The organism is Desulfoferula mesophila, from assembly GCF_037076455.1.
GTDB lineage: Bacteria > Desulfobacterota > Desulfarculia > Desulfarculales > Desulfarculaceae > Desulfoferula > Desulfoferula mesophila.
Genome location: NZ_AP028679.1, coordinates 1219240 through 1242408, shown reverse-complemented (window position 1 = coordinate 1242408; position 23169 = coordinate 1219240). Strand labels below are relative to the sequence as shown.

Annotated in this window: 19 protein-coding genes; 13 read left to right on the top strand and 6 right to left on the bottom strand. The window is 66.1% G+C overall.

Annotated elements, in window-relative coordinates:
• Nucleotides 1–4: 4 nt before the first annotated feature.
• Genes AACH32_RS05400 through alaS form a run of 4 tightly spaced genes read left to right on the top strand, consistent with a single transcriptional unit; the run spans nt 5 to nt 5565 of the window.
• Nucleotides 5–1258 (top strand): CinA family nicotinamide mononucleotide deamidase-related protein, encoded by a 1254-nt coding sequence (locus AACH32_RS05400; protein ID WP_338605756.1) that lies wholly within the window; start codon nt 5–7, stop codon nt 1256–1258.
• The gene (gene thpR / locus AACH32_RS05395; RefSeq protein WP_338605755.1) at nt 1236–1811 is read left to right on the top strand and encodes an RNA 2',3'-cyclic phosphodiesterase; all 576 of its coding nucleotides are present in this window, start codon (nt 1236–1238) and stop codon (nt 1809–1811) included. Before AACH32_RS05400 ends, thpR begins: the two co-directional genes overlap by 23 nt.
• Before the next feature lie 28 nt (nt 1812–1839).
• Nucleotides 1840–2883 carry a recombinase RecA gene (gene recA, locus AACH32_RS05390; protein WP_338605754.1) on the top strand — a complete coding sequence of 348 codons (1044 nt, stop codon included), beginning with the start codon at nt 1840–1842 and terminating at the stop codon, nt 2881–2883.
• Nucleotides 2884–2913: 30 nt separating this feature from the next.
• Nucleotides 2914–5565, top strand: a complete 2652-nt coding sequence (alaS, locus tag AACH32_RS05385; RefSeq protein WP_338605753.1) for an alanine--tRNA ligase — start codon at nt 2914–2916, stop codon at nt 5563–5565.
• Between the two features lie 73 nt (nt 5566–5638).
• Here the strand turns inward: alaS and AACH32_RS05380 are convergent, their stop codons facing one another.
• The 3 genes from AACH32_RS05380 to trxA are packed head-to-tail and all read right to left on the bottom strand — an operon-like array spanning nt 5639 to nt 7689.
• Nucleotides 5639–6430 carry an outer membrane protein assembly factor BamD gene (locus tag AACH32_RS05380; protein WP_338605752.1) on the bottom strand — a complete coding sequence of 264 codons (792 nt, stop codon included), beginning with the start codon at nt 6428–6430 and terminating at the stop codon, nt 5639–5641.
• Nucleotides 6423–7346 (bottom strand): thioredoxin-disulfide reductase, encoded by a 924-nt coding sequence (gene trxB / locus AACH32_RS05375; RefSeq protein WP_338605751.1) that lies wholly within the window; start codon nt 7344–7346, stop codon nt 6423–6425. The genes AACH32_RS05380 and trxB overlap by 8 nt, the downstream gene beginning before the upstream one ends.
• Before the next feature lie 13 nt (nt 7347–7359).
• Nucleotides 7360–7689 carry a thioredoxin gene (gene trxA / locus AACH32_RS05370; protein ID WP_338605750.1) on the bottom strand — a complete coding sequence of 110 codons (330 nt, stop codon included), beginning with the start codon at nt 7687–7689 and terminating at the stop codon, nt 7360–7362.
• 217 nt (nt 7690–7906) lie between these two features.
• Here trxA and radA point away from each other — a divergent pair, with 217 nt between their 5' ends.
• From radA to AACH32_RS05355, 3 genes are all read left to right on the top strand, one after another.
• A complete protein-coding gene (radA, locus tag AACH32_RS05365) occupies nt 7907–9247 on the top strand; it encodes a DNA repair protein RadA (RefSeq protein ID WP_338605749.1) in 1341 nt (446 codons plus the stop codon).
• A 102-nt stretch (nt 9248–9349) separates the two neighbouring features.
• Nucleotides 9350–10015, top strand: coding sequence for a hypothetical protein (locus tag AACH32_RS05360; protein ID WP_338605748.1), 666 nt, complete (start codon nt 9350–9352; stop codon nt 10013–10015).
• Nucleotides 10015–10434 (top strand): hypothetical protein, encoded by a 420-nt coding sequence (locus AACH32_RS05355; protein ID WP_338605747.1) that lies wholly within the window; start codon nt 10015–10017, stop codon nt 10432–10434. Before AACH32_RS05360 ends, AACH32_RS05355 begins: the two co-directional genes overlap by 1 nt.
• Nucleotides 10435–10484: 50 nt before the next feature.
• On the opposite strand, the gene AACH32_RS05350 is transcribed toward AACH32_RS05355, so the two are convergent.
• From AACH32_RS05350 to lon, 3 genes are all read right to left on the bottom strand, one after another.
• Nucleotides 10485–11129 carry a hypothetical protein gene (locus AACH32_RS05350; RefSeq protein WP_338605746.1) on the bottom strand — a complete coding sequence of 215 codons (645 nt, stop codon included), beginning with the start codon at nt 11127–11129 and terminating at the stop codon, nt 10485–10487.
• Nucleotides 11130–11250: 121 nt separating this feature from the next.
• Entirely contained in the window at nt 11251–12414 is a 1164-nt protein-coding gene (gene larC / locus AACH32_RS05345) for a nickel pincer cofactor biosynthesis protein LarC (RefSeq protein WP_338605745.1), read from the bottom strand.
• Nucleotides 12411–14885, bottom strand: a complete 2475-nt coding sequence (gene lon, locus AACH32_RS05340; protein ID WP_338605744.1) for an endopeptidase La — start codon at nt 14883–14885, stop codon at nt 12411–12413. Before lon ends, larC begins: the two co-directional genes overlap by 4 nt.
• Nucleotides 14886–15110: 225 nt before the next feature.
• Between lon and AACH32_RS05335 the strand changes: the two genes are divergently transcribed.
• The 6 genes from AACH32_RS05335 (at nt 15111) to AACH32_RS05310 (ending at nt 23140) form a co-directional block, all read left to right on the top strand.
• Nucleotides 15111–17582, top strand: coding sequence for a sensor histidine kinase (locus AACH32_RS05335; protein ID WP_338605743.1), 2472 nt, complete (start codon nt 15111–15113; stop codon nt 17580–17582).
• Nucleotides 17579–18217, top strand: a complete 639-nt coding sequence (locus tag AACH32_RS05330; RefSeq protein ID WP_338605742.1) for a response regulator transcription factor — start codon at nt 17579–17581, stop codon at nt 18215–18217. The genes AACH32_RS05335 and AACH32_RS05330 overlap by 4 nt, the downstream gene beginning before the upstream one ends.
• A gap of 19 nt (nt 18218–18236) precedes the next feature.
• Nucleotides 18237–19136, top strand: a complete 900-nt coding sequence (locus AACH32_RS05325) for a 3-hydroxyacyl-CoA dehydrogenase family protein (protein WP_338605741.1) — start codon at nt 18237–18239, stop codon at nt 19134–19136.
• Between the two features lie 310 nt (nt 19137–19446).
• Nucleotides 19447–20436: a TAXI family TRAP transporter solute-binding subunit gene (locus tag AACH32_RS05320; protein WP_338605740.1), complete on the top strand. Its 990-nt coding sequence runs from the start codon at nt 19447–19449 to the stop codon at nt 20434–20436.
• Between the two features lie 86 nt (nt 20437–20522).
• Nucleotides 20523–22664, top strand: a complete 2142-nt coding sequence (locus AACH32_RS05315) for a TRAP transporter permease (RefSeq protein ID WP_338605739.1) — start codon at nt 20523–20525, stop codon at nt 22662–22664.
• Nucleotides 22661–23140, top strand: a complete 480-nt coding sequence (locus AACH32_RS05310) for a universal stress protein (RefSeq protein WP_338605738.1) — start codon at nt 22661–22663, stop codon at nt 23138–23140. The genes AACH32_RS05315 and AACH32_RS05310 overlap by 4 nt, the downstream gene beginning before the upstream one ends.
• Nucleotides 23141–23169 lie beyond the last annotated feature (29 nt).

Genomic DNA, 23169 nt, shown 5'->3' with positions numbered 1-23169 from the left:
ACCCATGCGCGGGGCTATAATCTGCATCGGCGACGAGTTGATCAGCGGCCGGGTGGCGGAGCGCAATTCGCGTTTCGCCATGTCCCGCCTGAGCCCTCTGGGCTTTGAGATAGCCTCGTCCATCTGGGTGGGCGACGACATGAAGGCCATCGCCGGGGCCCTGGACCAGGCCCTGGCCCAGGCCAGCTTCGTGGTGGTAAGCGGGGGCCTGGGTTCCACCGAGGACGACATCACCGCCCAGGCCGCGGCCCGCCACTTCGGTCTGGAGATCGCCGAGAGCCGCCGCATGATCCAAAACCTCAAGGCGTGCTTCCTGGCGGTGGGCCGGGAGGTGCCCCCCGGAGTGGAGCGCATGGCCCAGCTTCCCCAAGGGGCCGAGGTGCTGGACAAGAGCTGCGCCGGCTTCATGCTCACCACCCCGGCCCAGCAGCCGGTGTATTTCCTGCCGGGCATCCCCCAGGAAAACCACCGCCTGTTGGAAACCCACGTGCTGCCCGACCTGATGCGCCGTTTCGCGCCCCAGAAAGTCATGGTCAGCCAAAAATTCACCGTCTTCGGCCTGGGGGAGAGCGAGATCGCCCAGCGCCTGGACGGCCTGGTCGCCGGCTATCCCGAGGTGTCGGTGGGCTACTACCCGGTGTTCCCGGCCGAGGAGGTGCTGCTCGCCACCCGCACCTCGGAGCCCCACCGGGCCGAGGTGCTGTTGAACGAGCTGTTCGCCGAGGCGTCCCATCGCCTGGGCGGCAAGGTGGTGGCCCAGGGCGAACAGAGCCTGGCCGACAGCGTGGCCCAGCGCCTGAGCGCCGAGGGCCTCACCCTGGCCCTGGCCGAGTCCTGCACCGGCGGGCTCGTCGGCCATCTCATCACCGGGGTGTCCGGGGCCAGCGATTTTCTGGACCGGGGCCTGATCACCTATTCCAACCGGGCCAAGATGGAGCTGTTGGGGGTGGAGGCCAGGGTTCTCAACGAGCACGGCGCGGTGAGCGCCGAGACCGCCGCCCAGATGGCCGCCGGGGCCCGCCTGGAATCCGGGGTGGACCTGGGGCTGGCGGTGACGGGCATCGCCGGGCCCACGGGCGGCAGCGAGGAAAAGCCGGTGGGCACGGTGTACTTCGGGCTGGCCGCCGAGGACGGGGTCAAGACCCTGCACCGGCGCTTCATGGGCGACCGGGCCCAGATCAAGCTGATGAGCGCCTGGACCGCCCTGGATATGCTGCGTCGCTACCTGGAGGACCATGCGTTCCTTCATCGCCCTTGAGATGCCCAACCAGGTGAAAGACTTCGCCGCCGGTCTCATACGGGAGCTGAAGCCCACCGGGGCTGATGTAAAATGGGTGGAGCCGGTGAATCTTCACCTGACCCTCAAATTCCTGGGCGAGGTGGACCCCGGCGCCACGGCGGATATAATCACCGCAGTGGAAAGAGCCTGCGCCGGGCGGCCTCCCCTGGAGCTTGCCGCCCAAGGCTGCGGCGCGTTTCCGGGGCCGCGCGCCCCCAAGGTGGTGTGGCTGGGCCTGGCGGGCGACATCGAACCCCTGGCCGGGCTGGCCCGGGCCATCGAGGCGGCCCTAATGCCCCTGGGCTTCGAGCCGGAACAACGCGCCTTCAAGCCCCACCTGACCCTGGGGCGGGTGCGCCGCCCCCGGCGGGGAAGCAAAGCCCCCTCCACCGCGCCGCTCAGCCGGGCCCTGGCCGGCATGGCGACCGTCGCGGGCCCGGTTTTTCAGGCGGCGGGGGTGGCGCTGATGAAAAGCACCCTGACCGGCTCCGGACCGATCTATGAATCCTTGCACCACGTAACCCTGGCCTGAGTTGGGGCCGGGGCCACGGGAGGTATCAATGGCCGACAACAACACCCGCAGCGAGCGGGATAAGGCGGTGGAGAGCGCGCTCAAGCAGATCGAGCGCAACTTCGGCAAAGGCGCCATCATGCGCCTGGGCAGCGGCGAGGTGGCCCAGAACGTTCCCGCCATCTCCACCGGCTCCCTGGGGCTGGACATCGCCACCGGCGTGGGCGGGGTGCCCCGGGGCCGCATCACCGAGATCTACGGCCCGGAGTCCTCGGGCAAGACCACCCTGACCCTGCACATCATCGCCGAGGCCCAGAAGGCCGGCGGCGTGGCCGCCTTCATCGACGCGGAGCACGCCCTGGACGTGGCCTACGCTAAAAAGCTGGGGGTCAACGTGGACGACCTGCTGGTCAGCCAGCCCGACACCGGCGAGCAGGCCCTGGACATCGCCGAGATCCTGGTGCGCTCCGGCGGGGTGGACGTGTTGGTGGTGGACTCGGTGGCCGCCCTGGTGCCCAAGGCCGAGTTGGAAGGCGAGATGGGCGACAGCCACGTGGGCCTGCAGGCCCGCCTGATGAGCCAGGCCATGCGCAAGCTCACCAGCGTGGTGGCCAAGAGCCACACCGCGCTGATCTTCATCAACCAGATCCGCATGAAGATCGGGGTGATGTTCGGAAGCCCGGAAACCACCACCGGCGGCAACGCGCTCAAGTTCTACGCCAGCCTGCGCCTGGACATCCGGCGCATCGGCAAGATCAAGTCCGGCGACGCCGACGTGGGCAACCGCACCCGGGTCAAGGTGGTCAAGAACAAGGTGGCCCCTCCCTTCAAGCAGGCCGAGTTCGACATCCTCTTCGGCCAGGGCATCAACCGCATGGGCGAGATCCTGGACATGGGTGTGGAAGCGGACATCGTGACCAAGAGCGGGGCCTGGTATTCCTACGGCGACGAGCGCATGGGCCAGGGACGCGACAACGCCACCAACTTCATGGCCGAGACTCCCGAGATTTTTGAAGAAATATCCACCCGGCTCAAGACCAAGCTGGGGCTTTTGCCCCCCACCGAAGACGAGCCGGAAAACCCGGCCCAGTAGCCCCCCCGCGAATAGGGAGCGCGTAAGCTCATGGCCAAGACCGGCAACGAGATTCGTCAGCAATTTCTGGACTACTTCGTCAAGCAGCAGCACCAGCTGGTGAAAAGCTCCAGCGTGGTGCCCGCCGACGACCCCAGCCTGTTGTTCACCAACGCGGGCATGGTCCAGTTCAAGAACGTCTTCACCGGCCAGGAGAAGCGGCCCTACAACCGGGCCACCACCTGCCAAAAGTGCTTCCGGGTCAGCGGCAAGCATAACGACCTGGAAAACGTGGGCCGCACCCCGCGCCACCACACCTTTTTCGAGATGCTGGGCAACTTCAGCTTCGGCGACTATTTCAAGGAAAAGGCGGTGGTGTTCGCCTGGGAATTCCTGACCCGGGAAATGGGCCTGGACCCTGAAAAGCTGTGGGTCAGCGTGTACACCGAGGACGACGAGGCGGCCCGCCTGTGGGAGAGCGAGGTGGGGGTGCGCCCCGAGCGCATCGTGCGCCTGGGCGAGGAGGAGAACTTCTGGGCCATGGGCGACACCGGCCCCTGCGGTCCCTGCTCGGAGATCCACATCGACCAGGGCGCCCACATGGGCTGCGGCCGCGAGGACTGCGCCGTGGGCTGCGACTGCGACCGCTTCCTGGAGCTGTGGAACCTGGTGTTCATGCAGTACGAGCGCGACGCCACGGGCAAGATGACCCCCCTGCCCCGCCCCTCCATCGACACGGGCATGGGCCTGGAGCGCATCGCGGCCACGGTGCAGGGCTTCACCTCCAACTACGACAGCGACCTGTTCACCCCCATCATGGATTTCACCAGCCAGCTGGCCGGGGTAGCGCGGGGCGCCGACGAGGAAAGCGACGTGAGCCTTCGGGTCATCGCCGACCACGCCCGGGCCTGCGCGGTGCTGGTGGGCGACGGGGTGCTGCCTTCCAACGAGGGCCGGGGCTACGTGCTCCGGCGCATCCTCAGGCGCGCCGCCCGCCACGGCCGCAAGCTGGGCCTGTCCGGGCCCTTCCTGCACAAGGTGGCCGGGGTGGTCATGGACGAGATGCGCGGGGCCTATCCGGGCCTGTACGACTCGCGGGCCTTTGTGGACAAGGTCATCATCAGCGAGGAAGAGCGCTTCGGCGAGACCCTGGACACCGGGCTCAAGCTTTTGAGCGAGGCCCTGGCGGAGGCAAAGGCCAAGGGCCAGGACGTGTTGGACGGCCAGACCGCCTTCAAGCTCTACGACACCTTCGGCTTCCCCCTGGACCTGACCATGACCATCGTGGCCGAGGAAGGCCTGGGAGTGGACGAGGAGGGCTTCGACGAGGCCATGGGCCAACAGCGCAGCCGCTCCCGGGCCGCCTGGTCGGGCAGCGGCGAGCATCAGCTTCCCCCCGCCCTGGCGGGGCTGCGCTCCGAGGGCTTCGGCACCACCTTCACCGGCTACGAGGGCCTCACCGGCCGCGACACCGCCGCCCTGATCCTGGTGGACGGCGAGCCGGTGGAGCGGGTGGGCCAGGGTCAGAAGGCCGAGCTGATCACCGCGCGCACGCCGTTTTACGGCGCGGCCGGCGGCCAGACCGGCGACGTGGGCGCCCTGAGCGGGCCCGAGGGCCAGGCCAAGGTGATCGACACCCAAAAGCCCGGCGGCGAGCTGATCGTGCACCACATCGAGGTGACCGGTGGCAGCATCGCCCAGGGCGACGAGCTCACGCTGACGGTGGACCCGGCCGCCCGGGCGGCCACCGCGGCCAACCACACCGCCACCCACCTGTTGCACGCCGCCCTGCGTAAGCACCTGGGCGATCACGTCAAGCAGGCGGGCTCCATGGTCAGCGCCGAGCGCCTGCGCTTCGACTTCAGCCACTTCCAGGCCATGACTCCCCAGGAGATCAAGGCGGTGGAGGTGACGGTCAACGAAGGCATCCGGGCCAACGTGGCCCTGGACACCAAGGTCATGGACCTGGAAGAGGCCATGACCAGCGGGGCCATGGCCCTGTTTGAGGAGCGCTACGGCGACAAGGTGCGCCTGGTGCAGGTGCCGGGCATCTCCAAGGAGCTGTGCGGCGGCACCCACGCCAAGGCCACCGGCGACATCGGCTACTTCAAGATCATCGGCGAATCCTCGGTGGCCGCCGGGGTGCGCCGCCTGGAGGCACTCACCGGCGGCGCGGCGGTGGAGGCGGTGCAGGCCCTGGAAGACGAGGTGGGCCGGGCCGCGGCCGCCCTCAAGGTGGGCCGCCTGGAGCTGGCGGAGCGCGTCAAGAAACTGCTCACCTCCCTCAAGGAGAGCGAGCGCGAGGTGGAGGCCCTCAAGGTGCGCCTGGCCGGAGCCTCCAGCCGCGACCTGCTCTCCGAGGCGGTGGAGGTGGCCGGAGTCAAGGTGCTGTCCGCCAAGGTGGAGATCGACAACCCCAAGGCCCTGCGCGAAATGGCCGACAACCTGCGCGACCGCCTGGGCAGCGGAGTGGCCGTGCTGGGCGCGGCCAGCGGCGGCAAGGCCCTGCTTTTGGCCCTGGTCACCAAGGATCTGGCCGGGCGCTTCCACGCGGGCAACCTGGTCAAGGCCCTGGCCCCCATGGTGGGCGGCGGCGGAGGCGGCCGTCCGGACATGGCCCAGGCGGGCGGGCAAAACCCCGACGCCCTGGACGAGGCCCTGGCCCAGGTGCCCCGGCTGGTGGAGGAGCAGGCGGCCGGTTAGACCGGCGCCCTCCTAGGCAACAAAAAAGGGACGCCCCCTCGGGGCGTCCCTCGTTTTTTCATGGGGCCGCTGGCTACAGCGGGCTTTCGTGGCCACCCAGGAGCACGTCCGGGGTTTCCACGCCCGGCAGGGGAGCAGTCAGGTCGCGGCGGTCTATGGCCTCGCCCTCGCGCTCGCGCTTGGGTAACGCGTTCCATTTATCCTGGGCCAAACGCAGCTTGTGCATGGCCTCGTCGTAAAGGCCCACGTCGGGGTAATGGGTGAGCACTCTTTTGAAACGGCTCATGGCCGCGCGATATTTGGCGGTGTTGTAGTAGTACTGGCCCACCACCATGTCGTGGGACGCGGCGCGGCGGGTGGCCTCCTGCAGACGGGGTTGGGCCTTCACCGCCCACTCGCTGCTGGGATACTGCTTCATCAGGCGTTGGAAGGTCTCCATGGCCTTGTCGGCGTTGGCCGGGTCCCGGTCCGGGGTCAACATCTGATCGAAGTAGACCATGCCCATCTGATAGATGGCGTAGGGAACCGCGTCGTTCTTGGGGTGCAGCCGGATGAAGTCCTCGTAGGCCAGGATCGCCTCTTCGTAGCGCTCGGCCTTGGCATAGGCGTCGCCCACCCTCAGGTCGGCCAGCAAGGCGTAGCGGCTGTAGGGGAAGCGGTCCTTGAGCGCCTGGAACAGTTCGGCGGATTGCTCGTATTCACCTTCGCGGTACATGGTCTCGGCCTCGTTGGCCAAAACCTGGGCCGGGGTGTCGAAGGCCTCGTCCTGCACCCCCGAACCGCTGCTAAACCAATCGCACCCCGCCGCCAAGGCCAGGGCCAAGAGCAGCGCGACGATAAGCGCCGATTTAAAAACTCTACTCATGCACCTCTTCCAGGTAACGTTGGGCGGCATAGGTGGCCAGTGCCCCTTCGCCCGCCGCCACCACGATCTGGCGCAGCAGCTTGCTGCAACAATCGCCGGCGGCGAACACTCCGTTCATGCTGGTGTGTTGATCCCGATCGCAAATGATAAAGCCTTGACGGTCCATGTCCACCACGCCCCGCAGGAACTCGGTGTTGGGCGAGGTGCCCACGAACACGAAGGCGCCGTCGCAGGGCAGATCGTATTCCTCATCGGTCTTGAGTTTCTTGAGCCGCACCGCCTCCACCTTGGCCTCGCCCTTGATCTCCAAGGGAGCCTGGGACCAAAGCACCTCGATCTTGGGGTTGTTCATCACCCTTTCGGCCAGGATGCCGGCCGCGCGGAGCTCGTCGCGCCGGTGGGCCAGGTACACCTTCTTGGCGAAGCGGGTGAGGAACACGCACTCCTCGGCGGCGGTATCGCCCCCGCCGAAGCAGATGACCGTCTGGTCGCGGTAAAAGGGCCCGTCGCAGGTGCCGCAATAGGACACCCCCTTGCCGATGAGCAACTCCTCGCCTGGGACATCCAGCTTTTTGGGCTGGGCGCCCACCGCCAAGACCACCGCCTTGGCTCTCAGCTCCCCGTCGGGGCCGCTCAGAACCTTGAACTTGCCGTCGGCCGACAGCTTGGTGATCTCCGCGCTCTGGATCTTCAGTCCGAACTTCAAGGCGTGGTCGCGCATGCGATCGGCCAGTTCGAATCCGGACACTCCGTCCACGTCGCCGGGCCAGTTTTCCACCATATCGGTGGTCAACACCTGGCCACCGGGACTCAGGCGCTCCAGCAGAACCACGTCCAAGCGGGCTCGGGCGGCGTACAGGCCGGCGGTGAGGCCCGCCGGCCCTCCGCCGATTATGACCATATCGTGTAAAGGCACCGGTAGTTCGGCCTCAGTCCAGCTGCTTGTTGATAGCCGCTTCTAGATGCGACTTGCTCACCGCGCCGGTGATCTGATCGGCCACTTTGCCGTCCTTGAACAGGATCAGGGTTGGGATGGCGCGGATGCCGTACTGGCCGGGAGTCTTGGGGCTCTCGTCCACGTTCATCTTGGCCACCTTCACCTTGCCGGCGTACTGCTCGGCCAGTTCCTCTACCACGGGAGCGATGGCGCGACAGGGTCCGCACCAGGATGCCCAGAAATCCACCAAGGCGGGTCCTTCGTTCTTCAGGATTTCCGCCTCGAAATTGTCGTCGCTGACTTGTAAGACGTTGTCTGACATGCTCAATCCGCTCCTTTGCCTGCTCAAAAAAAAGGCGTATCCACCCTACGCCCCCTCAACCAAAAAACCCACTAGGGTCTTTTAACTGTATATGCTGCCAAGCGGATTTTGTCAATGAAAGCCCACGGCTCTTTGCAGATTGAACCATGATTCAAGCGGCGGGGGCTTACCCTGGAGCCCGCTACGCGCTACACTAGCCGGGTAGCAAGGAGAGCCCATGGCCAAAAACAGCACCGTGTTCGTCTGTCAAAGCTGCGGCGCGGCCCAGCCCAAGTGGTTGGGGCGCTGCCCCGCCTGCCAGAGCTGGGACTCCCTGGTGGAAGAGCCCCTGGCCCCCACGACCCAGCGGCGCGCCGCCGCCGGAGCGCCCAAGACCCCCTTGGCCCAGGCCCTGGACCGGCCCGAAACCAGGCGGCCCACCGGAGTGGCCGAGTTGGACCGCATCCTGGGTGGGGGTCTGGTGGCGGGCATGGTGGTCCTGGTGGGGGGCGAGCCGGGCATCGGCAAATCCACGCTCATGCTGCAGACGGCCCAGACCCTGGGGGCAGAGGGCGGCCGGGTGCTCTACGTGGCCGCCGAGGAGTCGGTGCGCCAGGTGGGGCTTCGGGCCCACCGCCTAGGCCTGCGGGGCGAGGGGGTGGAGCTTTTGGCCGATACCGGCCTGGAGTCCATTCTCCAGGCCATGGCCGAGGGCTCCCACACCGCGGTGGTGGTGGACAGCATCCAGGCCCTTAGAAGCGAGGAGTTGGCCAGCGCGCCGGGCTCGGTGGGCCAGGTGCGCCAATGCGCCGCCGAGCTGGCCGGCGCGGCCAAGGCGGCGGGCTGCGCCCTGTTTTTGGTGGGCCACGTCACCAAGGAGGGGGCCCTGGCCGGGCCGCGCGTCCTGGAGCACCTGGTGGACACGGTGCTCTACTTCGAATCCGAGCCCAGCCTGCGCCTGCGCCTGCTGCGGGCGGTAAAGAACCGTTTCGGGGCCACCGACGAGGTGGGGGTGTTCGAGATGGGCGAGGCCGGGCTCATGGGGGTGGCCAACCCCTCGGCCCTGTTTCTGGCCCAGCGCCCGGCCTCGGCCCCGGGCAGCGCGGTGTGCGCGGCCATGAGCGGCACCCGGCCCCTGCTGGTGGAGGTGCAGGCCCTGGTGAGCCCGTCCGGCCTAGCCATGCCCCGTCGCCAGGCCCTGGGGGTGGATCAGGGCCGCCTGCAGATGCTGACCGCGGTGCTGGCCATTCACGCCGGGTTGGACCTGGGGGGCCACGACGTGTTCGTCAACGTGGCCGGAGGGGTGCGCCTTAGCGAACCGGCGGCCGACCTGGCGGTCACCGCGGCCATCGCCAGTTCATTGGCCAACCGCCCCCTGCCCCCCAAGACGGTGTGCTTCGGCGAGGTGGGGCTTACCGGCGAGCTCAGGGCGGTGGGCCGTTCGGCGGCGCGCATGGCCGAGGCCCTGCGCCAGGGATTCAACCAGGTGCTTACCGCCCCGGGCAAGGCCTCCGCTCCGCCGGGCATGGAGCTGCTCCAGGCCGGGCGCCTGGATCAGGCCCTGGGCCTGCTTTGGTAGTCCTGGCCTCGTAGAGCCGCACGGGTTATCATGGCCACGTGCGCTGCCAGAGCAGGCCCCGGCAATAGGCGCGACCGCAACAACACAAGGAGCCGATCTTTTATGCCACCCATGATACCGCGCCGCGTGACGCTGCCCCTGCTGGTGATTCTACTGTCGCTGCTGGTCTCCTGTGGCGGAGGCGGCGGAGGCGGTGACGGCGGGGGCTTCACCAAGGCCGACTATCAGTTCCTCTACACCTACAACGCCGTCAACCTGGACGGCCACACCATCCGCTGGCCCTCGCTGCCCATCGGGGTGTCCAGCGGCGGCGTGCCCGGAGTGCCCGTGGCTTTCGACCGCTGGAACAGCGCCACGGGCGGCGCGGTGGGTTTCAACTACGCCGGCAACAGCATCACCGTGGCCTACTCCGACACCACCTCCTATTGCGGCGTGACCACCATCAGATGGAGCAGCGCGGGACGCATCCTTTCGGCCAAGGTCTCGGTGGCCCGCGACCAAAGCGGCTGCCTAGGCGGCTTGTCGGACACCCTGACCCACGAGGCGGGGCACGCCCTCGGGTTTTTGGGGCACGACGCCAGCGGCCTGATGAATCCCCAGGGCGGCCAGCCCATCAGCGACCAGGAGTCCCGCTTCATGCGGCTGTTGTACTCCCTGGCCCCGGGCACCGACATCAGCGATAAACTGGCCAAGTCCCGCACCTCGGGGGCCTCCTATGACAAGAGCGGCACCCGGGTGCATTCCATGACCATCAACCGGAGCAAGTAATGCGTTTTTTGATCCCGGCCCTGGCCCTGTTTTTAGCCTTGAGCCTGAGTGCCTGCCGCGATCCCGGCGGCGTGGCCTTCAGCGTGGGCGCCCCCCCGCCCAGCCTGTTCGAGGGGGTGTACGACATTCCCTGCTCCGAGGTGCGCCAACAGGTGCGCGAAAAAATGAAGCAAGACCCCGGGCTGGGCCTGAACCAGGAGACCATCGAAAGTGATCTGGCCTCCTATGCCACGCCCGAGCACTGGAACGGCAACCTGAGCTGGAAGGCCACGGTAAGGGTGCGTTGCACCGGCGAGAAGAGCAGCCAGATTTCGGTCAAGGTGTGGGCCCAGAAACGGGCGCAGGGCGGCTGGAACCAGGTGACCGACACCACCAAGATGCAGCGCGAAATCCTGGACAAGGTAACCCCCAAGCCCTAAGCCGCATTTCATGATGGCGGCGCAAAGTTGTGCGCCAACCGTCTGTTGATTCAATAAACCTGCACGCCTTTTTCGTGGATCTCGAAATGCACCTCGGCCAGGGTCTCGCCGGCCCGGGGCCGGTTGTCCTCAAAGCCCGCGAAGCGGCTGATGATCAGGCTGCGCGGCCCGTAGATGCGCGAGACCTCCCACTCGGCCTTGCTCTGCACCGAGTTGAGCCCCCCCAGGGACAATATCTGGCTGGAGCCGTGGGGAGCGGACCAAATTTGGCTGACGGCCAGGGGGCGTTCGAAGCCCTGGCGCTGGATCAGCACCTTGACCAGGGGGCGGGTAAGCACCCGGCTGGGGTGGCCGTAGTACCAGGTGAAGACCACCTGCTCGCCGGTCTTGGCCCCCGCGGGGCTGTAGAAGACATAGAACTCGGTGCGGTCGTCGATCTCCACCTTGGGAGCCAGGGGCTGGGGCAGGCAGGGACGCCCGAGCAGGTCCATGGGGCGAAGGCCGTCCCCCAGGCGTTTCTTGGTCCAGGCGCTCAGGGGCACCAGCACCAATCCGTCTTTTTTCAGTTGATCGGCGATGGTGCAGTCGCCTTTGGCCGAACCCCCGCCCGGCCCGGAGTCGCAGGCGCTCAGGGCCAGACCCAGCAGCAGGGCGGCCAACAGCATGGCCAGGGTTTTGGGGTGCGATACGCTCACGAGACTATAGTAGGCGCCATGGCCCCCGGGGGCAAGCCGCCAGGCCCGCCTCCGTCCGGGGCCGCAGCCCCTTCTCTCCCAATCGTCGGATGTCACCCGTGGTGGCCCGGGACAGGGCCGCCTAGACCTTTTGGCCCGCCAGGTCTTCCAACTCGCGGCGCACCCACCAGGGCGGCAGGCCGCTTTGGCGGCAGATGCGGGCCACCTCCTCGGCCTCGGCGTGCAGGCGCGCTCCCTGGGCGGTGCGGGCGAGTTTTACCTTGGCCTCCCCCCAGGGGCTCTGCACGGTGATCACCTCGCGCTCCAGCAGCCGCCGCTGTACCGGACGCAGGCGCACCCCCAGGCTGGGGGTCTGCTCCAGCACCAAGGCGGCCAGGGCTTCGCTGTTTTCCGGGGCGCTGAGCACCGTCAGGCTCTGACCCAGGCGGCCCTTTTTCATCACCAAGGGCGCGGCGGCGGCATCCAGGGCTCCGGCGGCCATGAGCCGCTCGATGATCAAGGGCATCTCCTCGGGGTTCAGGTCGTCCAGGTGGCACACGATCTCCACCACCTGGTCGGTGCCCGGCCGCGTCTCTTCCTGGCCCAGCCACAGGCGCAGCAGGTTGGGTATGGCCTGGCTGGCCCGGCTGCCGCCGCCCAGGCCGGATTTCTCCAGGCGCATGGCCGGAGGCGGCCCGAAGCTCTCGGCCAGGGCGGTGAGGATGGCCGCCCCGGTGGGGGTCACCGTCTCGCCCTTGACCCCGCAGGCGTACACCGGCACCCCCTCCAGCAGGTTGAGCACCGCCGGGGCGGGCAGGGGCAGCTTGCCGTGGGCGCAGTTCACAAAGCCCTCGCCCATGGGCAGGGGCGAGGCCACCAGGCGGGGCGAGCCCAGCCAGGCCAGCCCGGCGCAGAAGGCCACCACGTCGGCGATGGCGTCGGCCGCGCCCACCTCGTGAAAGTGCACCTCCTCGGGCGTGCTGCCGTGCACCTTGGCCTCGGCCTGGGCCAGGCGCTTGAACACCCGGGAGGCGGGCTCGGCCACCTGGGTCGGCAGGCGATCCAGCAGCTCCAGAATGTGGCTGAGATGACGATGAACGTGCTCGTGATGAGCGTGCACCTCCAGGCGGCGGGTCAGGATGCCCTGGTGCTCCTGGGCGGCCACGCTCACGCCCACGTGCTCCAGTCCCATGGCCTGTAAATACCCCTGTAGCTCCTCCAAAGGCCAGCCTAGATCCAACAGCCCCCCGGCCAGCATGTCCCCCGAAGCCCCCCCACAGGCTTCCACGTACAAAATCTTGCTCACTTGGTTTTTCCGCCTTTCTTGGGGGCAGCCTTCTTGGGGGCCGCCTTTTTGCTCTTGGAGGGGGCGGGCTTGGCTTTCTTGCGGCTCGGCTTGGCCAGGGGCCAGGTGGCCAGCACCAGGGGCAACACCTGGTCCATGTGGCCAACCGGCACGATTTTGATCTTGCGTTTGACTTTTTGGGGCAGTTCCTTGATGTCCTTGTGGTTTTTCTGGGGCACCAGCATCAGGGCCATCTCGGAGCGCAGGGCGGCCAGGGACTTTTCCTTTAGCCCCCCGATGGGCAGCACCTTGCCGGTTAGGGTCACCTCGCCGGTCATGGCCACGTCCTCTTTGACCGGCACCCCGGTAAGGGCGCTGATGATGGCCGTGGCCAGGGTGATGCCCGCGCTGGGGCCGTCCTTGGGGATGGCTCCCGAGGGCACGTGCACGTGCAGGTCCAAGTCCTCGTAAAAGCCCTTTTTGAGCCCCAGCTCCCCCGCCCGGCTGCGGGCGTAGCTCAGGGCGGCCTGGGCCGACTCGCGCATCACCTCGCCCAACGAGCCGGTGATGGTCAGGTTGCCCTTGCCCTCCAGGGCGCTCACCTCCACCCGGAGCACCTCGCCGCCCACCGCGGTCCAGGCCAGACCGGTGGCCACCCCCACCTCGCCCTCGCCGCGCTCGTCCTCGGGCAGATACTTGGGCACCCCCAGGTAGCGCTCCAGGTTGGAGGCGCTGATCTTGACCTCGCCGTTTTTGCCCTCGGCCACCTTGCGGGCCACCTTGCGGCACACCGCGCCGATCTCCCGCTCCAGGTTCCTGAGCCCCGCCTCGCGGGTGTGGGAGCGGATGATCTCCAGGAGACCGCCCTGGGTGAAGCTCAACCGGCCCTCGCCCAGGCCGGACTCCTTGAGCTGGCGGGGCACCAAAAAGCCCTTGGCGATGGACAGCTTGTCCTCCTCGGTGTAGCCGCTGAGCTCGATGACCTCCATGCGGTCCCACAGGGGCTCGGGAATGGTGTCCTCCACGTTGGCCGTGGTGATGAACATCACCTTGGACAGGTCGTAGGGCAGATTCAGGTAATGGTCGCTGAAGGCGTGGTTCTGCTCCGGGTCCAACACCTCCAAAAGGGCGCTGGTGGGATCGCCGCGGTAGTCGGACCCCACCTTGTCCACCTCGTCGAGCATGAACACCGGGTTGTTGGTGCCCGCCGTCTTGAGGCCCTGGATGATGCGGCCGGGCATGGCCCCGATGTAGGTGCGCCGATGGCCGCGAATCTCGGCCTCGTCGCGCACCCCGCCCAGGCTCAGGCGCACGAACTTACGCCCCAGGGCCCGGGAGATGGAGCGGCCCAGGGAGGTCTTGCCCACCCCCGGAGGACCGATGAAGCACAGGATGGGGCCCTTCATCTTGGGGTTGAGCTTGCGCACCGCCAGGTGCTCTAGGATGCGCTCCTTGACCTTCTTGAGATCGAAGTGGTCCTCGTCCAGGATGCGCTGGGCCTCGACCAAATCCAGGCGGTCGCGGCTGCCCTTTTGCCAAGGCAGGTCGATGATCCAATCCAGGTAGGAGCGGATGATGGAGGCCTCGGCGCTCTCGGGCTGCATCTGCTCCAGGCGGCCCAGCTGCTTCAGGGACTCGTCGCGGGCCTCGGCGGGCAGGCGCTTTTTCTCCAACGCCTCCCGGAGCTGGGCCATTTCCCGCTGGCGCTCGTCGGCGTCGCCCAGTTCCCGGCGGATGGCCCTGAGCTGCTCGCGCAGGTAATACTCCCGCTGGCCCCGGCTCATCTCCTCCTGGGCCTCGGACTGAATCTTGGCCTGGAGGGTGCTCACCTCCAGCTCGGTGCCCAGATGCTCGTGCACCATTTCCAGCCGCTTGAGCGGGTCGGCCTCCTCCAGGATGGCCTGGGCGGTGGTTATGTCCAGGCGCATGTTGCTGGCCACCAGATCGGCCAGGCGCCCCACCTCTTCCACCGAGCTGAGGATGGCCTGCACGTCGGAGGTCAGCAGGCCCCGGAGGGCCAAAATCTTCTCGGCCGCCTCGCGCACCGAGCGCATCAGGGCCTCGGAGGCGGGCTCGGCCTTGCCCTCGGCCTGCTCGTCGCTCAACAGCTCCACCGACACCGCGAAGTAGGGGGTCTCCCGGCTCCATTCGCTTATTCTGGCCCGGGCCAGGCCCTGCACCAGAACCTTGAGGCGGCCGTCGGACATCTTGAGCTGACGCATGATGACCCCGACGGTGCCCACCTCGTGCAGATCATCCACGTCGGGATGCTCCACGTTCTGGTCCTTCTGGGTGGCCAGGAAAACGTGCTGGTCCTCGGCCATGGCCGCCTCCACCGCGGCCACCGAGTTTTCCCGGGCCACGAACAGAGGCAGGATCATGTAGGGGAACACCACCACGTCGCGCACCGGCAACAGCGGCAGGTCGGTGGGCAGTTCCTCCTCGGGCTCCAAGACCAGGGGCTGGTCCTGTTCGTCGTTCTTTTGGCTCACGATAAGCTTTCCCAGGGCCCAGGGCCCTCAATTAGTTGGTCGGTCCTCAACCGCGCAGCGTCCGGAAATGTATCATCCTAACATCACCCCTTGACCTGTCAACCGGCTCCGGACCCGAACGCGGCGCCGGGGGCCTTCGTCGCAACATGTTTACATTATGAGCGCTTTCTGCCAAGTTAGGGGTTGTGCGATCCTGGCCGCAACCGCCGCGGGGAAAACCGGCCCATGCGCCTCAGAACCATAATTCTAATTCTGTCCCTGCTGGCCCTGGTCTCCACCGCCGGGGGCGGCATGCACTATTATTATTCCCTCAGGGACTCGGCCATATCCATGGCCCACCGCCGGGCCGCCGGCAAGGCCGAGGTGCTGGCCAACCAGGTGTCCTCCTTCTTAGCGGAAAACCAAAAACCGGTACGGGCCCTGGCCAGCCTGAGTGAGCTGCGGGCGGCGCTGGCCCAGCCGGATGAGGCCACCCTGGAGCCGGCCAACCAGGTGCTGGACAAGTTTCAGCACGCCCTGGAGGTGGACGTCTGCTATCTGCTCGATAGCCGGGGCCTGACCCTGGCCTCCTCCAACCGGCGCTCCGCCGACAGCTTCGTGGGGCACAATTTCTCCTTCCGCCCTTATTTCAAGGAAGCCCTGGCCGGCAAGGCTGCCAAATACCTGGCCCTGGGCTCCACCAGCCAAAAGCGCGGCGCCTACTACGCCCACGCGGTCTATGCCCCGGAAGGCGGGGCCGTGCTGGGGGTGGTGGTCATCAAGTCCCCCATCCTGCTGTTGGAAAGCAGCCTCTACCTGGGGGATGACGACCAGGCGGCGCTGTTGGTGGGGCCTCACGAGGTGATCTTTTCCACCAACCGGGCGGAGTGGCTCAACAAGACCCTGTGGCCCAGCAGCCTGGAGGACTGGGAGGCCATCGCCCGCACCCGCCAGTTCGGCGACGGTCCCTGGCCCTGGAGCGGGCTCACCAGGGAGGGCGAGCACCTGGTCAGAGATCAGCGGGAGCGGGAATACCTCTTCTACACCCGGCCGGTGGCCAACTTTCCCGGCTGGCGCCTGGTCTACCTCACCAGCATGGCCGGGGTAGCCCAATGGGCGGTCAAGCCTTTTTTGCAAACCACCGGCGTGGTGGTGCTGGGGCTGTATCTCTTCGCCGGGCTGGGGGTCTATTTCCTCTACCGCAAGGCCTCCCAGGAGATTGGCCGCCGCCGGACGGCCGAAAAGGATCTGCGGCGCAGCGAGGAACGCTACCGCCACCTGTATCACAAGACCCCGGCCCTATTGCATTCGGTGGACACCAGCGGGCGCCTGGTGGACGTGAGCGACTACTGGTCCGACGCCCTGGGCTACATGGAACAGGAGGTCATCGGACGCAAGATGACCGATTTCCTCACCCCCGAATCCCGCCGCCAGGCCGAGTCCGAGACCTTGCCCCAGTTCTTCCGCTCCGGCCAGACCAAGGAAGTCTCCTATCAGTTCGTGAAAAAAAACGGCGATGTGGCCGACGTGCTGCTCTCGGCCATCGCCGAGCGCGACGACCAGGGGCGCATCCTCAAGTCCCTGGCGGTGCTGGTGGACGTGACCACCCTCAAGCGCACCGAGGAGGAGCTGAGAAGGGCCCAGGAAAAGCTCAGCGAATATTCCCGCGACCTGGAGCGCCAGGTGCGCCAGCGCACCCGGGAGATCACCAGCTTCCTCAAATACGCGCCGGCGGTGGTGTACATGAAGGACGCCGAGGGGCGCTACATCATGGTCAACTCGCGTTTCGAGGAGCTGTTTGCCCTGAGCACCGAAGAGGTGTGGGGGCGCACGGCCCAAGACCTGTTCCCCGCCGATCTGGCCGAGCAGTTCGTCTACAGCGACCAGGTGGTGCTGGGGGCCAAGCGCCCCATGCAGGTGGAGGAGCGCATACCCCAGGAGGAGGGCTTCAACACCTACCTCTCGGTGCGTTTCCCGGTCATCAACGAAAACGGCCAGGTCAGCCGGGTCTGCGGCATCATGGTCGATATCACCGATCTCAAAAACGCCCAGGAGCAGCTTCGGCGCCTTTCGGCCGGCATCATGGAAAGCCAGGAGGCCGAGCGCCGGGCCATAGCCCGGGAGCTGCACGACGAATTGGGCCAGGTGCTCACCGCCCTGCGCATCGACGCGGTGTGGCTGCGCGAGCGTCTGGGCGACGGCGACCCCAAGGCCAGGGCGCGGGCGCAAAACATGTGCGCCATCATCGACCACACCATAAGCGAGGTGCGCAACATCGCCACCCGCCTGCGCCCCCCGGCCCTGGAAGACCTGGGCCTGGTGGACGCCCTGGAGTGGTACACCTCGGATTTTGAAAAACACACCGGCATCGCCTGCGTGTTCAACTGGGACCAGGTGCCCGAGGTGGACGACCAGACCGCCATCGCCGCCTACCGGGTGGCCCAGGAGGCCCTGACCAACGTGGCCCGCCACTCCGGGGCCACCAGCGTGGACGTCACCCTGCGGGGCGACGACGGCCGCCTCACCCTGCTGGTCAGCGACAACGGCCGGGGCTTTGACGACCACCGGACCGCCGGGCGCGAGGGCCTGGGCATCGCGGGCATGCGCGAGCGGGCCGCCCTGGCCTCCGGCAGCCTGAAAATCCACTCCCAGGCCGACAGCGGCACCGAGGTTCGCTTGACCCTGCCCATCACCAATCCCAGCGGAGGTCGCCATTGATCAAGGTTTTACTGGCCGATGACCACGGCATGGTGCGGGCGGGGCTCAGGAGCCTCATCGAGGAGACCGGGGACATGGAGGTGGTGGCCGAGGCCGCCGACGGCCGCCAGGCCATAAACCTGGCCCTCACCCATCCGGTGGACGTGGCGGTGATCGACATCTCCATGCCCGGCACCGACGGCCTGGAGGTTATCAACCAACTGCAGGCCCAGCGCCCCGAGCTGCCCATCCTGATGCTCACCATGCACGAGGAAGAGCAGTACGTGGTGCGCTCCATCAGTTCCGGGGCCAAGGGCTACATCACCAAACGCTCCGCCCCGGAGCAGCTGGTCACGGCCATCCGCCAGGTGCACCAGGGAGGCATGTACCTTAGCCAGGAGGCCTCGGAGCTCCTGGCCCTGCGGGTGGCCCGGGGCGAGCGGGGAGATTCGCCCCTGGACAGCCTGTCCAACCGGGAGGTGCAGGTGCTCCGGGCCCTGGCCCTGGGCCAGACCAACCGGGAAATAGCCGAGTCGTTTCATATCAGCGTCAAGACGGTGGACACCTACCGCTTCCGCTTGCTAAAAAAGCTGAACCTGCGCAACAACGCCGATCTGTCGCGCTTCGCCATCCAACACGGGCTGGTGGAGCCATGACCATGGGAAGGAAACATTAATGAGCCGTGAGATCAAAAAGCTGGCCGTGGTGGGCACCGGGAATCTGGGAGCCCGCATAGCCTTGCAAGCCGCCTACTACGGTTACCAGGTGAGCGCCTGGGACCCCAATCCCGCCTCTTTCGACCACAGCATGGGCATGAGCGAGCAGCGCGTGAAGATGACCGAGCGCACCCCCTGCCTCACCTGGGCCCAGTTGGGCGAAGCGGCGCAGAAGGTGGCCCGCTGCGCCACCCTGGAGCAGGCTCTCGAGGGGGCGGACATGGTGATCGAGGCCATCCCCGAGAACCTGGAGCTCAAGCGGGAGATGTACGCCCGTTTGGACCAGCTGGCCCCGGCTGGAGCGATCCTGGCCACCAACAGCTCCTCCATCCCGGTGTCCTTGATCGCCGACGCCACCGGGCGTCCCGAATTGTGCGTGAACATCCACTTCTACACCCTGGACATCGGGCGCAACCTGGTGGACGTGATGGGCAGCAGCCAGGCCTCGCCGGAGCTTATCGAGCAATGCGCCGATTGGGTGCGCTCCATCGGCTGCGTGCCGCTCACCGTGCGCAAGCAAATCCACGGCTTTTGCTTCAACCGCATCTGGCGGGCCATCAAGAAGGAGAGCCTGCACATGTGGGCCGGGGATTACGTGGACTTCAAGGATATCGACCGCGGCTGGATGATCTGGAGCGGCATGGACGAAGGGCCCTTTGCCCTGATGGACAGCGTGGGCCTGGACGTGGTGTACGACATCGAGATGTCGTATTTTATCGAGTCCGGCGACCCCAAGGACCGCCCCCCGGAGGCACTCAGGGAAAAGGTGGCCCGGGGCGAGTTGGGCACCAAGACCGGCCAGGGTTTCTACACCTACCCCGATCCGGAATATAAAAAAGCGGATTTTCTGAAGAAATAGTCTGAAACCGGGGCTGTGGGCGGCCCGCGCGGGCCGCTTACCGCCTTGTAAGAAAAAGTAGTACAATACAATCAGAGGAGTTCGAATTTACTCCCTTCCCCTGTTTTCACTATTCTCGTAGATGGCAATGAGGCCTTAAGCGGCATCCCAGCTCAGCTACGACACCTCGCGAATCTGTTCTCTCCGCCTCGATGCAAATGCGGGCCCTAATTGGGGTTTCGGTCCACAGGAGTAAGCCGGACGGCCGATCGGCCGTCGGCCCACTATAGGAGAAGAGTCGTTTGGTTCCATTCAATTCTGGAGGGATAGCATGAAAAAATTTCTGATTCTGACCCTGGCGGCCGCCCTGGTGGTTGGCCTGGGCATGATGCCGGCTCCGGCCCTTGCCAAAGGCTACACGCTGAAAATCGGCGGCGGCCCCACGGGGGGAACCTTCAACACCTTCGCCAACGGCGCGGCGGTGTACATCCCCAAGGTGAACGCGGACATCAAGGCCAGCGCGGTGGGCTCCGGCGGCTCGGTGGAGAACGTCAAGCGGGTCAACAGCGGCGAGAGCACCATAGGCCTGTGCTACGCCGTGGACAGCGCCCTGGGCTATGCCGGCAAGCTGCCCAAGGACAACATGAAGTACAACAAGATTCGCTCCATGGGCTATCTCTACGGCGCCCCGGCCCAGCTGGTGGTGCGCGCCGACAGCGGCTTCAAGAGCGCCATGGACCTCAAGGGCAAGCGCGTGGCCGTGGGTAACGCCGGCTCCGGCGCGGCGGCCAGCGCCGAGCGCTTCTTCCGCCACATCGGCGTGTGGGACAACTTCAAGCCCACCTTCCTGGGCTATTCCGCCGCGGCCAGCGCCTTCAAGGACAACAAGCTGGACGCCTTCTGGGTGCTGGTGGGCTATCCCAACCGCTCCATCATCGAGGCTTCGGTGCAGGTCAAGATCAACCTGATCAACGTGGACGCCGACGCGGTTAAGACCGGCTTCTACAAGGCCTTCGCCTACAGCCCCACCACCATCCCCGAGAACACCTATTACAAGGGCATGCCCCCCTGCAACACCTTCCAGGACAGCACCATCCTGACCACCAACAAGGACGTGCCCGAGGAGCTGGTCTACAAGATCATGAAGACCCTGTGGTCGGCCAAGGGCATGGAAGCCATGGTCACCGCCAAGAAGACCTTCAAGGCCATGACCTTGCAGAACAACTTCAAGGGCGCCTCGGTGCCGCTGCACAAGGGCGCCGCCAAGTTCTGGGCCGAGCAGGGCGTGAAGATTCCCGACAACCTCAAACCCATCGACTAACCGCCCCGCGGGGAGCTAAGCGGGGGGGAGGGCCGATCCGGCTCTCCCCCCTCTATCCACAAGGCTAGAGCGTCAAGAGGTTGGCCATGAGCGACGACACCCAAAACAAATCCGTTGATCCCTACGACGAGGATGCCGCCCTGCAAGACTCGGCGGTGGACAAGGCCAAGCTGGACGAAATCGTCCGCAAGGATGCCAAGACCGGGCGTGCCATGAGCGGCTTCTGGGCCTGGTTCACCTCGGGCCTGGGCGTGTTCATGGTCCTGTTCTATTTTTACAACGCCGGCATCCTCCCGGTGGACACCCAGTACTTCCTGGGCATCTACGTGCTCATCACCTACGTGCTGGTGTTCATCAACTACCCCATGAGCCGCAAATCGCCCCCCGACCGGCCCACCTGGCTGGACGTAGTGTTGGCCGCGGTGGCCACCTTTGTGGTGGGCTATTACATCATGGAGTACGAGGCCCTCAACTACCGCATGGGCAGTGAGACCGCCATGGACACCGCGGTGAGCGTGGTGGGCGTGCTCATTTCCCTGGAGGTGGCCCGCCGGGTGCTGGGCTGGTCCATGACCCTGGTGGGGGTGCTGTTTTTATGCTACGCCTTCTGGGGCAACCTCCTGGAATACATCCCGGTGCTGGACTCCTTCGCCCACACCGGCTTCGCCATGGACCGGGCCATCAACCACATCTACCTCAAGCAGGAAGGCGTGTTCGGCATCATGGCCTCGGTCCTGGTGACCTACGTCATCCTGTTTATTTTCTTCGGCAGTTTTCTCAAGGCCTCGGGCTGCTCCCGCTTCTTCCTGGATCTGCCCATGGCCCTGGCCGGGCGCACCGTGGGCGGCCCGGCCAAGGTGGCGGTGATGGCCTCGGGCTTTTTCGGTTCGGTCTCGGGCAGCGCCATCGCCAACACCGTGTCCACCGGCGCCTTCACCATCCCCTTGATGAAGAAGGCGGGCTTCAGGCCCCATGTGGCCGGGGCCATCGAGCCCAGCGCCTCCATCGGCGGCATGTTCATGCCGCCCATCATGGGTGCGGGCGGCTTTTTGATGGCCGAGTTCACCGAGATTCCCTACGTGACGATCATGAAGATGGCCGTTTTCCCGGCAGCCATCTACTTCCTCAGCGTGTTCGTGATGGTGCACTTCGAGGCCAAGCGCTACGGCCTGGTGGGCAAAAAGGACCCCAACGCCCCCACGGCCTGGGACATCCTCAAGACCCAGTGGCTGCTTTCGGCCCCCCTGGTGATCATCGTGGTGCTCATGCTGCTGGGCTATTCTCCGGGCATGGCCGCCTTCTGGGCCACCATCGCCTGCGTGGCCGTGTCCTGGACCACCCCCAACAACAAGATGGGCGTCAAGGAAATCCTGGGGGCCATGATCGAGGGGGCCCGCAACACGCTTATCATCGGGGCCACGGTGGGCGTCATCGGTATCATCGTGGGCACCATCGCCCTCACCGGCATCGGGCTCAAGTTCAGCCAGATCATCATCGAGCTCTCCAACGGCTATCTGCCCATAGCCATCGTGCTTATAGGCCTGGCCTCCCTGGTCCTGGGCATGGGCGTGCCGGTAACGGCGGCCTATCTCATCACCGCGGTGCTGGCCGTGGGCGCGCTCAGCGAGATGATCGCCCAGACCCAGTTCGGCATGAGCTTCCAGGACATGCAGGTCAACGCCGAGCTGGTGCAAATGGGCTACGTCTCTTGGGCACTGTTGGCCTCGCACATGATCGTGTATTGGTTCAGCCAGGACTCCAACATCACGCCACCGGTGTGCGTGGCGGCCTACGCCGGAGCGGCCATCGCCGGCTCCGATCCCTGGAAGACCGGCTGGACCTCCTTCAAGTTCGCCAAGATGCTCTACATGGGGCCCTTCCTGTTCGCCTTCGCGCCGGGGTTTTTGCTCACCGGCACGTGGTATGACATTTTGCTGGCTTATGTCACCATCATCTTGGGCACCATAGCCTTCGGCAGCTTGACCATGGGCTACTGGCTGTGCCCCACCACCTGGTACGAGTGGGTTATCTTCGCCTTTGCCACCGCCCTACTCTTCTTCCCCGGCCTGCTGCACTCCTGGACCCCGGTGCCCAAGCTGGGGGCCGATTTCCTGGGCATCGCCCTGGCCGGCCTGGTATACGTGTCCCAGAAGATACGCATTAAAAAGGACCCCTCTCTCACCTTGCCCATACACGAGCGGCATAAGCTGCAGGAGGCGGCGGCATGAGTCCTCAACCCATCCACAAGGTGCTTTGCTCCATCGACTTCTCCGAGTTCTCCCCCGAGGTCCTGGCCCAGGCCGTGGTTCTGGCCCAGAAGTATGGGGCCGAGTTGCTGGTCGTGAACGTGGTCAACGAGAAGGCCTATGAGGAACTGGAGCGCGTCAGCGGCCGCCTGGCCATGCTCGACGGCGTGGCCGCCAAGGCCATCGAGGCCGAAGAGGAGCACCGGGCGGGCATGATGCGCGACCTGCTGGCGGGTCTCAAAAAAGAAGGCGAACCCCTGGCCGGGGTGGAGCACAGCTCGCGCATCGCGGTGGGCCTGCCCTACGAGCGCATCTTGGAAGTGGCCGAGGAATTCGGCGCGGACCTGATCGTCATGGGCGCCAGAGGGCGTACCTCCTTCAGCAAGGCCCTACGCTTCGGCTCCACGGCGGAAAAAATTTTCCGCCGCGCCACCTGCAAGGTGATGTTCGTGCGCTAGATTCGATCCATTCAAGGCAAGCAAGGGGC